Source organism: Phenylobacterium sp., from assembly GCF_030693805.1.
Classification (GTDB): Bacteria; Pseudomonadota; Alphaproteobacteria; order Caulobacterales; family Caulobacteraceae; genus Phenylobacterium.
Genome location: NZ_JAUXZW010000116.1, coordinates 1 through 12,510, shown reverse-complemented (window position 1 = coordinate 12,510; position 12,510 = coordinate 1). Strand labels below are relative to the sequence as shown.

Sequence of the window (12,510 nt, the reverse complement as noted above, 5' to 3'; positions counted from 1 at the left end):
ACCTGGAGGTCCCCGGCCGCGACCTGGACGGCGTGCATTTCGCCATGGATTTCCTCACCCAGCAGAACAAGCGCAACGCCGGCGACGCCGAAGCCGTGGCCGCGCCCGGCGGCACGTTGAGCGCCAAGGGCAAGCATGTGGTGGTGATCGGCGGCGGCGACACCGGTTCGGACTGCATCGGCACGTCCAATCGCCAAGGCGCCGCCTCGGTGGTGCAACTCGAGATTATGCCGCGCCCGCCGGAGCGCGAGAACAAGCAGATGACCTGGCCGGACTGGCCGATGAAGATGCGCACCTCTTCGTCCCAGGAAGAGGGCTGCGAGCGCGATTTCGCCGTGGCCACCAAGCAGGTGCTCAGCGACGGCGGCAAGGTCACGGCGCTGCGGTGCGTGCGCCTGGAATGGGTGGCCGGCGCGGATGGCCGCATGAGCATGCAGGAGGTCGCCGGCAGCGAGTTCGAGATCAAGGCCGACATGGTTTTGCTGGCGATGGGCTTCACCGGTCCCCGCCAGGCGGGTTTTGTGGCGCAGGCGGGCGTGGAGCTGGATGCGCGTGGCGCGGTGAAGGCGAACGTCCAAGACTATCACACCACGACGCCGAACATCTTCGCCTGCGGCGACATGCGGCGCGGCCAGTCGCTGGTGGTCTGGGCGATCCGCGAGGGACGCCAGTGCGCCCAGGCGGTGGACGCCTATCTGATGGGCGTCAGCAAGCTACCGCGCTAGGGCCCGTCGGCCGCATTGGCGGGTGACTTTGCCGATGATCTCGGCGAACTTGCCGCGGCGACAGTCGCGCGCGTCAGACGGCTGGGCGGAGGACACCGCATGGCAGATCCCTTGCCGCTGGAACGCTTTCGCGTACTCGATCTGACTCGGGTGCGCTCGGGGCCTACGGCGGTGCGTCAGTTCGCCGACTGGGGCGCCCAGGTGCTGATGGTCGAGGGCAAGGGCGGGCGCTCGGCGGTCACCAGTGACCGGCGCGGCTCGGACTTCCAGAACCTCAACCGCAACAAGCGCTCGATCGAAATCGATCTGAAATCCGACGCTGGCCTGGAGGTCTTCTACCGGCTGGTGCGCGACGCCGACGTGCTGTTCGAGAACTTCCGCCCGGACGTCAAGCATCGGCTGAAGATCGACTTCGACACCCTGCACGCGATCAACCCGCGGCTGGTCTACGTCAGCATTTCGGGCTTCGGCCAGGACGGTCCCTACGCCAAACGACCGGGTCTGGATCAGATCATCCAGGGAATGGGCGGCCTGATGTCGATCACCGGCCTGCAGGGTCAGGGCCCCGTGCGCGCCGGCATCGCCGTGTCGGACAGCTCCACCGGCCTGTACGCCGCGCTGGGCGCCATGACCGCGCTCTTGGACCGCGAGGTCACGGGCAAGGGGCGCTGGGTTCGTTCGTCGCTCCTGCAGGGCCAGATCGCCATGCTCGATTTCCAGGCCGCGCGCTGGCTGATGGAGGGCGAGGTCGCCGGCCAGACCGGCAACGACCACCCCACCGCGGTGCCCATGGGCCTGTTCCCCAGCGCGGACGGGGTGATCAATCTGGCGGCTTCCGGCCAGGCGATGTTTGAGGGCTTCTGTAAAGTAGCGGGGGCCGAGCACCTGGTGACGGACCCACGGTTCACTGCACGCGAACGCGCCAAGCATCGTAGCGAGATCAACGCCGAGATGGCCAAGATCACGCGGACCCGGACCAGCGCGGACTGGATCGCCGCGCTGAATGCGGTGGGCGTCCCGTGCGGCCCGGTCAACGCGATCGATGCGGTGTTCGCCGATCCGCAGGTCATGCACCTGGGCATGTCGCAGCCGGTGAACCATCCGGCCCTGGGCGACATCAACCTGGTAGGACAACCTATTGAAATATCAGGTCTGGACCCCGCATTGCGGACCGCCGCGCCCGACCCTGGGCAGCATAGCCGCGACGTGTTGCTGGAGCTCGGTTATTCGAGCGCGGAAATCGACCAACTGATCGCCGACCAGGTCGTCTGACCAACGCCGACAACGAACAGAAGCAGCCAACAGGGGAGGCCGCATGCCTTACGCCGAGAGCGGAGCCGGAAAGCTCTACTACGAAGAGACCGGCGAAGGTGAGCCGATCATCTTCTGCCACGAGTTCGCCGCCGACTATCGGACATGGGAGCCGCAGGTCCGCTATTTTTCCCGACATTATCGCTGCATCACGTACAATTCGTTGGGTTATTCGCCCTCCGACGTGCCCGATGACGACGCCGCCTACGGGTATGAGCAGCAGCGCGACAACATCCGCGCCTTGATGGACCACCTGGGGATCGAGAAAGCTCATCTGGTGGGGCTCAGCATGGGGGCCTATTCGGCGCTGCAATTCGCCCTGGCCTACCCGGACCGGGTGACCGCGGTGGCGTTCTCCAGCGGTGGTTCGGCGTCGCTGCCGCTGGATCGGAAGCCCGACCCGACGGAGTCGCTGAAGCGCGGCCACGGGCTTCTGGAAGTTGGCTGGGACGCGGCGATCGAGTTCGCATCGCTCGGACCGACGCGGGTGCAGCTACAGAACAAGGATGCGCGCGGCTGGGCGCAATTCCGCGAGTACCTGCTGGAGCATCCGGCGAAGGGGTCGGGCAAGACCATGCTCAACTTCCAGGCCCAGCGACCGACCCTCTATGGTCGCGAGGCGGACCTGCGCAAACTCACGACGCCTGTGCTGCTGATGGTCGGCGACGAGGACGACGGGGTGATCGAGGTGAACATCTTCCTCAAGCGGACCATCCCGCGCGCCGGCATGTGGATGGCGCCGCGCACCGGCCACGCGATGAACCTCGAGGAGCCGGCGATGTACAACCAGATGCTGGCCGAGTTCTTCGCCGCCGTGGAGCGCGGCGGCTGGGGCCCCCGCGACCCGCGCGCAACGCCGCGCCCGGCCTAGCGGCGCTATCGACCTTTGAAGACCGGCGTGCGCTTTTCCATGAACGCGCGGCGGCCCTCGATGAAGTCCTCGCTGGCGAAGCAGGCGGCGACGGCGGCGGTGACGGCGGCCAGGTCGCGATGCGCCGGGTCCTTGACCGCCTCATCCACCGCCATCTTCGCGGCCCGCACGGTCAAGGGCGCGTTCGCGCCCATCATGTCGGCCAGTTCGCGCACGGTCGGCTCGAGCTGATCACCTGGGACGATACGGTTGACCAGGCCCATCCGCAGGGCCTCATCCGACTGAAGGCGGCGCGCCGTGAACATGATTTCCTTGGCGTAGGCCGGCCCGACGATGTCGACCAGCTTGGCCAGGCCCTCGTAGCCGTAGCCCAGACCCAGGCGCGCGGCTGGGATGCCGAACTGCGAACCCTCGGCGGCGATGCGCAGATCGCAGGATAGAGCGACGGCCAGGCCGCCGCCGATGCAGAAGCCGCGGATCATCGCCACAGACGGTTTGGCGAGGCCGGACAGCTTGGCCTGCGCTGCACCGCTGATCTGGCGGAAATTGGCCTCCGCCTCGGCCGACGCGCGCTGTTCCTCGAATTGTGAGATGTCGGCGCCGGAGACGAAGGCCTTGTCGCCGGCGCCCAGCAGCACGACGACGCGGACGCGGGGATCCTCTTCGAAAGCCTTCAACGCCACCGACATGCCGGCCCACATATCGATCGAGATGGCGTTGCGGCGCTCTGCATTATTGAACGTCAGCCAGCCGATCGCACCTTCGACGCGGGCGATCAGGCGCTCAGTGCCGGTGTCGATCCGGTCCGCCTCAGGGTCTCCCAGAGCAATTTGCGCCGTCGGTCCGCTCACGCCTGGCCTCCTATGATCGTCTTATGAATTGTACGTTGCGCCGAAACCGGCATGTAGGACGTCACCGGCGCGTTCTCGCGCAACCAGCTAACGAGGGCCAGGGGTGAAGTGCAAGCGATGAGCGCCAATCTGTACACCCGCCTGGCCGAGGGTTTTCCAGGCGACCGCAGCGCGGCGGTGTTCATCTTCGCCGATGGGAGCGAGCTCAGCTACGGCGCGTTGGAGACGCAGGTCTCGCATGCCGCGGCGCTGCTGGTGGCGCGCGGGGTGGAGCCCGGCGACCGGGTGGCGCTGCAGGTCGAGAAAAGCCCGCAGGCGGTGGTGATCTACCTGGCCGCGCTGAAGGCCGGCGCGGTGTTCCTGCCGCTGAACATCGCCTACACGCCGGCCGAGGTGGACTATTTCCTCAGGGACGCCGAACCCAAGGTGTTCATCCAGGACGCGCCAGGGTTCGTAGAGGAGGCCGCCGGCGTGGCGCCGCTGGACGAGGCGGTGGCCCGCGGCCCCGACGACCTCGCCTCGATCATCTACACCAGCGGCACCACGGGGCGCTCCAAGGGCGCGATGCTGACCCACGCGGCGCTGCTGGACAACGCCCGCTCGCTGCACGCGATCTGGGGGTTCACGCCGTCCGACGTGCTGCTGCACGCCCTGCCGATCTTCCACGTCCACGGCCTGTTCGTGGCCATGCATTGCGCCTTCCTCAGCGGCTGCCCGATGATCTGGCTGCCACGCTTCAACGACGCCGAGGTGTTGGCCGGGCTGAGCCGCGCCACGGTGATGATGGGCGTGCCGACCTTCTACACCCGCCTGCTGGCCAACCCGCAGTTCACCCGCGAGGCTGCATCCGGCGTGCGCGTGTTCATCAGCGGCTCGGCCCCGCTGCTGGAGAGCACCTTCGCCGAGTTCGAGCAGCGTACGGGCAAGCGCATCCTCGAGCGCTACGGCATGTCGGAGGCCGCGATCATCACCTCCAACCCGCTGGACGGCGCACGCCTCGCAGGCAGCGTTGGCTTCCCGCTGCCGGGCGTCGCCCTGCGTATCGACGGCGAAGGGACAGGCGTCATCCAGATCAAGGGACCCAGCGTGTTCAAGGGCTACTGGCGGATGCCCGAAAAGACTGCCGAGGAGTTCACCGCCGACGGCTACTTCATCACCGGCGACGTCGGCCGCCAGGACGAGGACGGGCGGGTATGGATCTCCGGCCGGGCCAAGGACCTGATCATCTCGGGCGGCTACAACGTCTATCCCAAGGAGATCGAGCTGGTGCTGGACGAGGCGCCCGGCGTCATCGAGAGCGCGGTGATCGGCGTGCCGCATCCTGACTTCGGCGAGGCCGTGGTCGCCGTGGTCATGGGCCAGGGCGTCGAGGCCGAGCTGATCGCCGCCGCCCGCACCAAACTCGCCGCCTACAAGACGCCCAAGCGCATCGTCTTTGTCGATGAACTGCCGCGAAACGCCATGGGCAAGGTCCAGAAGAACCTCCTGCGCGAACGCTTCGCCGACGTGCTGGCAGGTTGATTGTGCGGCGCGGGAAACGACCATGAGCAAGAGCCTATTGGTGACCGGCGGCTTCGGCGTGCTGGGGCGCGCGGTGTCGGCGGCGGCCGTGGCGCGGGGCTGGCGCACGGCGCTGGTGGATTTCTCGCCTGAGCCTCCCGCGGGGCTCGCCGCGTCGCTGGGCGACGGGGCTTATCTGAAGGGTGGGGTGGATTTGGCGGATCCGGCGGCGGCCCGCGCCGTAGTCGAGGACGTGGCCCAACGGCAGGGCGGCCTGGACGTGCTGGTGAACGTCGCCGGCGGGTTCACCTGGACCACGCTGGCGGACGGCGGCGTCGAGCCCTGGGGCGAGCTGCACCGACTGAACTTGACCACAGCGCTCAACGCGAGTGCTGCGGCGATCCCGCTGCTGACCCAGAGCACGGCGGGACGAATCATCAACGTCGGCGCCAACGCCGCGGTGAAAGCCGCCGCCGGCATGGGACCGTACGCGGCGTCCAAGGCCGCGATCCATCGGTTGACCGAAACCCTGTCGGAAGAACTCAAGGACCAGGGCGTGACGGTCAATGCCGTGCTGCCCTCGATCCTGGACACGCCCACAAACCGCGCCGACATGCCCGACGCCGACTTCACGCGGTGGGTGACGCCTGACGCGCTGGCGCAGGTGATCCTGTTCCTGGCCTCCGACGAAGCGAGCGCAGTGACCGGCGCGCTGCTGCCGGTGACCGGCCGGGTCTAGGACGCGCCGGCCGCCGGCGACCACCGAGATGGGCCCGAGGACGCCCACGGTCAGGGCACGCCGCGGCGCGATCAGATGCGGCGCAGCGCGCGCTCCAGCAGGTTGATGGTTAGCTGGTGCAGGTGCCGGCCGATGCCCATATCGGCCTGGCCGGCCTGGGCGCGCGCATAGGTGCCCTCCTGGATCAGGCCGAGCTTGAAGCAGGCCAGCACCACGTACCAGTTGACCTGGGAGACGTCGCGACCGCTGCGTTCGGCGTAGCGGGCGACCAGCTCGCTCTCCGTCGGGAAGCCCGCCCACGGCGTCACCGACACGCAGCCGGGATGGCTGCCGTCCGGATCCGCCCAGGTGGCGAGCAAGCAACCCAGGTCGACCAGGGGGTCGCCAATGGTCGACAGCTCCCAATCGACGATGGCCGCGAGATCCGGCGTGGTGCGCGAGAACATCATGTTAGCCATGTGGAAGTCACCGTGGATGATCGCCGGCGCGAACGTGGCGGGCCGGTTGTCCTCCAGCCACTGGGCGATGGCGTCGACGCCGGGCAACTCGGCGCGGCCGGTCCAGCCGTGGAAGGCCTCGTAGCCCTGCAGCTGCTTCATCCAGCGGCCGACCTGGCGTTCGAGGAAGCCTTCGGGACGGCCAAAATCCTCAAGACCCTGGGCCAGGTAGTCGACGCCACCCACCGCGGCCAGGCCGTCGATCACCGACAGGCCCATGGCGTGGCGCATCTTCGGCTCATCGCCGTGCGGCGCGGGCAGGGGCACGTTCGCCGGCGAGAAGCCGTCCACCGCCTCCATCAGATAGAAACCCGCCCCCAGCACCGAGGGATCGTCGCAGGCGGCCAGCAGGCGCGGGTGCGGCGCGCCGCTGCCGGCGAGGGCGGCCAGGACGCGGGCCTCCCGGCGCATGGTCATGTCGCCGTCCATGATCGGCTTGGCCGGCGGACGGCGCAGCACGAAGGCGTCGGCGCCGCGGCGAAAGCGCAGGACGACGTTCTGGGTGCCGCCCTGCAGCGCGACGGCGTCCTCGATCGGTCCCGCCCCCAGCCCGCGGACGTCCATCCAGCCAGCCAGGCGATCGAGGTTGACGAGCCCGCGCCAGGCCGTCTCGTTGGCGAGGGCGACCGCTTCGACCCCTTGGGCGACGCTCATCAGCGGACGTCCGCGAGGGTGCGGACGAAATCGACCGAGCCGCCGGTGTAGGCCAGGCGTTCGCGGCCGATCAACAGCCCCCAGTAGGGACCTGAGCCCCCGGCCAGGCGCCAGCGGTGAAGACGACGGGTGAACAGCTGCAGGGTGTGCTCCTTGCTGATCCCGATCGCGCCATGCAGGGCATGGGCGGTGGTGGCGACCAGCAGCGCGGCCTCGCCGGTGCGCAACTTGGCGGCGGCGGCCAGGCCGCTGGGCAGGGCGGTGAAATCGTCGACGAAGGCGAGCCTGGCGGCCGCGGACGCCGCGGCGACTTCCTCGGCCATCACCGCGAGCTGCTGCTGCACGGCCTGGAACTTGCCGATCTCTCGCCCGAACTGCTTGCGCATGAAGGCGTAGTCGATGGTCATGGTCAGCACCACCTCGACCGCGCCAGCCATGCGCGCGGCGAGCGTCGCGGCGGCAAGGTTGCGCAAGGGCGCGCCGTTCCAGGCGAACTCGATGGAGGCGCCGCCGGCCGCTGGCTCCAGGGCAAGGCGGCCCCCCAGGTCGCGCAGGCGCCAGGCGGCCGCTTCGCCGGTGTCGCCCAGCGCGATCGACCCTTCCGGCGGCTCATGCCCCGCCTGGGCCAGGATGGCGCGGGCGATCATGGTCTCGATGACCGGCGCCGGTGTCAGGCGGCGCCCCAGCGTCACCGCCAGCGGGAAGATCTCGGAGAACGAAACACCCGCACCCCCATGCTCTTCGGCCGTCACGGCGTCGAGGAAGCCGGACTCGGCGATCGCGCGCCAGGCGGCGCTCTGCGGGCCTGCGTCCATTGCATCGGTCTGCTCGATGGGGCCAAGGCCCATGAGCAGGCGGTCGAACTGTTCGCTCAGCATGTCGTCCATCGGTACGTCCTCAACGCAGGCCCAGGCCGCGGGCGATGATGCCGCGCAGGATTTCGCGCGTGCCGCCGCGTAGCGAGTACGACGGGCTGATCGCGGTCACATAGTCGAGCGTCGCCAGAAGGTCGGCGGGCACGTCGGCGTCCACGGCGGCGGCGACCATCTCACCGACCAGGGCGGGGATCGACTGCTCGTAACTGGTGCCGAGATCCTTCAGCAGGGCGGCCTCGATCACCGGGCTCTCATGGCGCGACAGCCGTTCGGTGAGCGCCAGCGACATCGATCGCAGCACCGCCAGGCGCGCGGAGATCTGGCCGGCCAGCAGCGTCTCGGATTCGGTGACGTCGCCGCGCGCCTGCAGCCAGGCGATCCAGGCGTCGGTGAGCGCCATGCTGGAGTAGATCCGTTCCGGCCCGCTGCGCTCGAAGGCGAGCTCGGCGTTGACCTGCTCCCAGCCCGCGCCCTCCTCGCCGACCAGGGTGTCGGGGCCGAGCTGCACGTCGTCGAAATGGATCTCCGAGAAGTGCGCGTCTCCGGCCAGATCCATGATCGGGCGGCGCGTGACGCCCGGCGCCTGCAGGTCGATGATGAACTGGGAGAGGCCGGCGTTGCGGTCGGCCGGCGTGCCCGAGGTGCGCACCAGGGCGATCATGTAGTGTGAGCGGTGGCCGTTGGTGGTCCAGATCTTCGAGCCGTTGAGCTTCCAGCCGTCGGCGTTCTGAACCGCGGTGGTGCGCACGCTGGCGAGGTCGGAACCGGAGTTGGGCTCGCTCATGCCGATGCAGAAGAAGGCTTCGCCGCGGCAGATGCGCGGGATGTAGAATTGACGCTGCGTCTCTGTGCCGAAGCGCAGGATCAGCGGGCCGCTCTGGCGATCGGCGATCCAGTGGGCGGCGACCGGGGCGCCGGAAGCCAGCAGTTCCTCCGAAAGCACGAACCGGGCGAAGGCGCCGCGCTCGGAACCGCCGTATTCCTTGGGCAGCGTCAGGCCGATCCAACCGCGCTCACCGAGCTTGCGACTGAACTCTGCGTCGAATCCCATCCAGGAACGCGCACGCGCCGACGACGGGACGCCGTCCAATGTCTCGGCGATGAACGCCTTGATCTCCGCGCGCAATGCTTCGTCTTCGGCGGGAAGCGGGTGGATCGGCGGTGACTCGAGCACGAGCGACATGGGTTGAGCCTCACTAGGGTTGCGCGGCGCTGCCCCGCCGCACCCTGGCGATGCGACGCAAATGCGATGCCCGTCAAATATCATCTTCGAAGGGGGCGATAGTCCACGGCAATTCTAGCCGGCGATTGCGGCGCGCCGAGCTCGGCTTCGAGCTTGGCGATTGACACCGCTAGCGGCGGCTGGGCGATGTTCAGGATCTCGGCCGCGCGATGGAAATCCAGCGTCTCGACGAGGGTGAGAAACTGCGGGATCTGTTTGAGTTCCGTGATATCGGATCCCGATCAGAGGTCGGCCACGAGGTATTAGAGCCGATGACGCCGGCGACATAAGGGTGGCCCTGGCTGTGACCTGAGGGCGGGCCCAGTGGCTCGGCGCAAGGCTACGGCGTAAACGGAGACAACGGCTTGGCAGGTATTCTTGACGGCGTGCGCGTCCTCGATTTCGGGCGTTATGTCGCCGGACCCTATTGCGCGACCGTGCTGGGCGATTTCGGCGCCGAGGTCATCCGCATCGAAAAGCGTGAAGGCAGCGAGGATCGCTTCGTGGTCCCGATCACCGAGGGCGGCGAAGGCAGCTTGTTCATGCAGGTCGCGCGCAACAAGCTTTCCGTGACCCTGGATCCGATGAATCCGGCTTCAACGGATGTGGTGCGTCGACTGGTCGAGAGCGCCGACATCGTCGTCGCCAATCTTCCGGGCGGCACGCTCAAGGCCATGGGCCTCGATTACGAGACTCTGAAGGCGATCAAGCCGAACATCATCCTGGTGAACCTGTCGGCGTTCCTTGGCGTGGGGCCGTGGGCCGATCGACTGGGCTTCGACACTATCGGCCAGGCGATGTCGGGTGCGGTCTATCTCAGCGGCGAACCTGACCAACCCTACCGCACGACGGTGAGCTGGGTCGATTTCGGCACCGCCCTGCACGGTGCGCTGGGCGCGGTGCTGGCGCTGATCGAGCGCGGCAAATCCGGGCGCGGCCAGGAAGTGAAGGCCGCCCTGCTGCCCACCGCGGTGTCGTTCAACAACGCCGCCCTGATCGAGCAGGCGGTGATCGCCTCCGACCGGGTCGCCACGGGCAACCGCGGCCCCACCTCCGGCCCCACGGACATGTATCGGGCCAAGGATGGCAAGTGGCTGCTGACCCATGTGGTCGGTTTGCCGTTGTTCAAGCGCTGGGCGCGGCTGATGGGCGAGGACAAGTGGCTGGAGGACCCGCGCTTCGCCGATGACATCGGTCGCGGCGACCACGGGTCCGAACTGTCGGCGCGGACGGCCAAATGGTGCCTGGAGCACGATCGCGACGAGGCGCTGGAGCTGCTGGCCGCGGCCAAGATCCCCGCCGGCCCGATCCTCAGCCCGCAGGAAGTGCTCGACCATCCGCAGGTGCAGGCGCTGAAGCTGCTGCACACGCTCGACTATCCGGGCCTGTCGAAACCCGCACCGGTGGCGCAGACGGCGATCTTCATGAGCGAAACGCCCGCGGAGATCCGCAGCGCCGCGCCCGAACTCGGCGCACACACAGACCAGATCCTGAGCCAACTCGGCTATTCCGCCGAGGAGATCGCGGGCTTACGACAATCCGGTTCGATCTAGGGCCGCACCATCATCAACGAGCGCTTCCGAGGCGCCGCTAAGACCCAAGGGGACACTCATGAACATCCAAGGCATCACCGCCGTCGTCACGGGCGGCGCATCCGGGCTCGGTCGCGCCACCGCAGAGCGTCTGCTGAGCCAGGGCGCAGCCAACGTGGTCATCGTCGACCTCGCATCCTCGCCCGGCGAAGACGTGGCCCGCGAACTGGGCGCAAAGGTCAAGTTCGTTGCTGGCGACGTGACCAACGAAGCGCAGATGCAGGCGGTGTTCGCCGCCGCCGAAGCATTGGGGCCCGTGCGCGCGACCGTCCATTGCGCGGGCGGCAGCAAGGCGCTGCGGATCCTCGACCGTGAGGGCCAGCCGGGCGCGCTCGACACCTACGCCAGCGTCATCACTCTGAACCTAGTCGGCAGCTTCAACGTGCTGCGGCTGGCGGCGGCGAGCTCCGCCAAGAACGAGCTGGTCGACGGTGAACGCGGCGTGGTGATCTTGACCGCCTCGATCGCCGCCTACGAAGGTCAGATCGGCCAGATCCCCTACGCCTCGTCGAAGGCGGGCATCGTCGGCATGACCCTGGTCGCCGCCCGCGACCTGGCCCAGCGGGCGATTCGCGTGTGCACCATCGCGCCGGGGATCTTCGACACCCCGCTGCTGGCGCGTCTGCCGCAGGACGTGCGCGACTCCCTGGGCGCGGCGGTGCCGCATCCCTCGCGCCTGGGCGTGCCGCCGGAATTCGCGCAGCTCGCCGCGCAGATCATCGAGAACTCGATGTTGAACGGCGAGACGATCCGCCTCGACGGCGCTCTGCGTATGGCGCCCCGCTAAAGGATAGTCTTCCCCCGCCACGACGGTCCGGACGTCCTCCTCCTTCGACGGGAGGAATATCCGGACCGCTAGCGGCGAGCACCCAACACGCGGATGGCGAGATCGGCAGACAACCGGAGGCGGCGTTCATGCTTCCTCCAGCGCATCGTCGTGCGCCACGTTCCCGCTGGGTAAACGTGAAGAGTCACTGCTTTCACACGACTTTTTCGCCGTTAAATATTCTAACGTCAGTTTGATGATTGACGTTACCGGCAGGACGTGAGAATTTACGCCAACGTCGCATGATCGTGCGAATAGCCCTTCGCCGCGCCCGGCGAATTTCATCGCAACCGCAAACGGGGAGGATCGCGTCCGTGATCTCTTATGAACTGTCCGAAGAGCAGAAGATCGTCCGCTCGACGATGAGTGAGTTCGCCAAGACGGTCCTGCGTCCGGAGACGCGCCGGCTCGACGACGACTCCAAGATCGACGACGGAGTGCTGAGCGCGCTTTGGGCGACGGAGATCATCCAGTCGCAGGCGGACGCAGACGGCGAGGGCCGCTCGCCGGTGACCAACGCCATCATTCTGGAGGAGCTGGCCGCGGCCGACGCAAGTCTCGCGCTGGCGGTGGCCTCGTCCATGGGCTTCGTCCAGGCGATCGCCGATCAGGGCTCGGCCAAGCAGCGCGAGCTGCTGAAGGCGTTCTCCGGCCCCAAGTTCCAGGCCGCAGCCATCGCCATGATGGAGCCGTCGTTCTCCTTCGACGTCACTAAGATCTCCGCCAAGGCGAGCAAGTCGGGCGACGAATACATCCTGAGCGGCAAGAAGGCCTATGTGCCCCTGGCGTCCAGCTGCAGCCACTTTCTGGTCATCGCCGAGAGCGACGGGGCCGCGGACGCCTTCAT

At 67.9% G+C, this 12,510-nt stretch carries 13 protein-coding genes; 8 read left to right on the top strand and 5 right to left on the bottom strand.

The genetic code is table 11. From position 1 onward, the window contains the following. From Q8M88_RS05295 to Q8M88_RS05285, 3 genes are all read left to right on the top strand, one after another. On the top strand, window positions 1-725 hold a 725-nt coding region (locus tag Q8M88_RS05295; RefSeq protein ID WP_305595203.1), incomplete at its 5' end, for an FAD-dependent oxidoreductase. 99 nt (window positions 726-824) lie between these two features. Continuing rightward, window positions 825-1,997, top strand: coding sequence for a CaiB/BaiF CoA-transferase family protein (locus tag Q8M88_RS05290; protein ID WP_305595202.1), 1,173 nt, complete (start codon window positions 825-827; stop codon window positions 1,995-1,997). 43 nt (window positions 1,998-2,040) lie between these two features. Continuing rightward, on the top strand, window positions 2,041-2,907 hold the full coding sequence (locus tag Q8M88_RS05285; protein WP_305595201.1) for an alpha/beta fold hydrolase: 867 nt from the start codon (window positions 2,041-2,043) through the stop codon (window positions 2,905-2,907). Window positions 2,908-2,912: 5 nt separating this feature from the next. On the opposite strand, the gene Q8M88_RS05280 is transcribed toward Q8M88_RS05285, so the two are convergent. Then, window positions 2,913-3,758 carry an enoyl-CoA hydratase gene (locus Q8M88_RS05280; RefSeq protein WP_305595200.1) on the bottom strand — a complete coding sequence of 282 codons (846 nt, stop codon included), beginning with the start codon at window positions 3,756-3,758 and terminating at the stop codon, window positions 2,913-2,915. Window positions 3,759-3,875: 117 nt separating this feature from the next. Here Q8M88_RS05280 and Q8M88_RS05275 point away from each other — a divergent pair, with 117 nt between their 5' ends. After that, on the top strand, window positions 3,876-5,279 hold the full coding sequence (locus Q8M88_RS05275; protein ID WP_305595199.1) for an AMP-binding protein: 1,404 nt from the start codon (window positions 3,876-3,878) through the stop codon (window positions 5,277-5,279). 22 nt (window positions 5,280-5,301) lie between these two features. Then, a complete protein-coding gene (locus Q8M88_RS05270; protein ID WP_305595198.1) occupies window positions 5,302-5,997 on the top strand; it encodes an SDR family NAD(P)-dependent oxidoreductase in 696 nt (231 codons plus the stop codon). 71 nt (window positions 5,998-6,068) lie between these two features. On the opposite strand, the gene Q8M88_RS05265 is transcribed toward Q8M88_RS05270, so the two are convergent. The 4 genes from Q8M88_RS05265 to Q8M88_RS17690 all read right to left on the bottom strand — a co-directional run bounded on the left by Q8M88_RS05265 (window position 6,069) and on the right by Q8M88_RS17690 (window position 9,457). Beyond that, on the bottom strand, window positions 6,069-7,148 hold the full coding sequence (locus tag Q8M88_RS05265) for a phosphotransferase family protein (RefSeq protein WP_305595197.1): 1,080 nt from the start codon (window positions 7,146-7,148) through the stop codon (window positions 6,069-6,071). Further along, the gene (locus Q8M88_RS05260; RefSeq protein WP_305595196.1) at window positions 7,148-8,035 is read right to left on the bottom strand and encodes an acyl-CoA dehydrogenase family protein; all 888 of its coding nucleotides are present in this window, start codon (window positions 8,033-8,035) and stop codon (window positions 7,148-7,150) included. The genes Q8M88_RS05265 and Q8M88_RS05260 overlap by 1 nt, the downstream gene beginning before the upstream one ends. 10 nt (window positions 8,036-8,045) lie before the next feature. Further along, window positions 8,046-9,206: an acyl-CoA dehydrogenase family protein gene (locus tag Q8M88_RS05255; RefSeq protein ID WP_305595195.1), complete on the bottom strand. Its 1,161-nt coding sequence runs from the start codon at window positions 9,204-9,206 to the stop codon at window positions 8,046-8,048. 80 nt (window positions 9,207-9,286) lie between these two features. Further along, on the bottom strand, window positions 9,287-9,457 hold the full coding sequence (locus tag Q8M88_RS17690; protein WP_371132634.1) for a LysR family transcriptional regulator: 171 nt from the start codon (window positions 9,455-9,457) through the stop codon (window positions 9,287-9,289). A gap of 153 nt (window positions 9,458-9,610) precedes the next feature. Between Q8M88_RS17690 and Q8M88_RS05250 the strand changes: the two genes are divergently transcribed. The 3 genes from Q8M88_RS05250 to Q8M88_RS05240 form a co-directional block, all read left to right on the top strand. Next, window positions 9,611-10,798 carry a CaiB/BaiF CoA-transferase family protein gene (locus Q8M88_RS05250; protein WP_305595194.1) on the top strand — a complete coding sequence of 396 codons (1,188 nt, stop codon included), beginning with the start codon at window positions 9,611-9,613 and terminating at the stop codon, window positions 10,796-10,798. A gap of 58 nt (window positions 10,799-10,856) precedes the next feature. Next, window positions 10,857-11,624: an SDR family NAD(P)-dependent oxidoreductase gene (locus Q8M88_RS05245; protein WP_305595193.1), complete on the top strand. Its 768-nt coding sequence runs from the start codon at window positions 10,857-10,859 to the stop codon at window positions 11,622-11,624. 353 nt (window positions 11,625-11,977) lie between these two features. Further along, on the top strand, window positions 11,978-12,510 hold a 533-nt coding region (locus tag Q8M88_RS05240), incomplete at its 3' end, for an acyl-CoA dehydrogenase family protein (protein ID WP_305595192.1).